This is a genomic window from Streptomyces sp. AB3(2024) (assembly GCF_041862025.1).
In the GTDB taxonomy this organism is placed as follows: domain Bacteria; phylum Actinomycetota; class Actinomycetes; order Streptomycetales; family Streptomycetaceae; genus Streptomyces.
Genome location: NZ_JBGWAB010000314.1, coordinates 1 through 925, shown reverse-complemented (window position 1 = coordinate 925; position 925 = coordinate 1). Strand labels below are relative to the sequence as shown.

The 925-nt window shown below is 77.1% G+C and carries 1 protein-coding gene; it reads left to right on the top strand.

The window, feature by feature from the left end; translation table 11 throughout:
* Positions 1-38: 38 nt before the first annotated feature.
* Positions 39-740, top strand: coding sequence for a 4'-phosphopantetheinyl transferase superfamily protein (locus tag ACEPPI_RS40530; RefSeq protein WP_373920243.1), 702 nt, complete (start codon positions 39-41; stop codon positions 738-740).
* The last annotated feature ends 185 nt before the right edge of the window (positions 741-925 follow it).

The window sequence follows — 925 nt, the reverse complement described above, 5'->3', positions numbered from 1 at the left end:
CGGGGGCGGGCCGACGGGCCGCCCCGCCCCCGCCACCCCTGCCGAGCCTGCCGCGCGTCCTGACGGACCCCGGTCCGGCGCGGGCGGTCCTGGTGGCGGCGGCCCCGCAGCTGTGGCTGGTGGACACCACCGCCTACCGGGACCACGCGGCCCGGCACGCGCCGGGCACCCTGGACGCCCAGGAGCTGGCGCGGGCCGCCGAGTTCGCCCTCTCCGCCGACCGGGACAGCTACGTCTGCGCGCACGTCGCCCTGCGCCGGCTGCTCGGCGCGTACCTGGGGCTGGCCCCGCGCGAGGTGACCGTGGAGCGGGCGCCCTGCGCGCACTGCGACGAGCCGCACGGACGTCCCGTACTGCCGGGCGGGGCACTGCACTTCTCGCTGTCGCACTGCACCGGGATCAGCCTGCTGGCCTTCGCGGACGCCCCCGTGGGGGTGGACGTCGAGGAGCTGGTGCGGCCGGAGGTGATCGCGGAGACCGCCGACGTGCTGCACCCGCGGGAGGCCGCGGAGCTCGCCCTGCTGCCCGCCCCCGCACGGCCGTTGGCCTTCACCCGGGTGTGGACGCGCAAGGAGGCCTACCTGAAGGGGCTGGGGGTGGGGCTCTCCGAGGATCCGGCGGCCGATTACGTGGGCACCGGCCCGGTCCCGGCCCGGATGCCGGGATGGTCGCTGGCGGACGTGACGGTCCCGGAGGGGCACTGCGCGGCCCTGGCCCTCCGACTCCCGCCCGACGCCTAGCGGTCAACTGTCACATGTGAAATATTACCTGCGCTCCGAGCCACGGACCGAACTCCCCGAAAGGCCACCTCCGTTGCGCAGACTTGTCGCGACGGGAGCGGCGATATCCCTCGCCGCCCTCGCCCTCCTCTCCTCCCCCGCGGCGGCCGCCGCCCCCCCCCCCCCCCCCCCCCCGACCCCCCCCG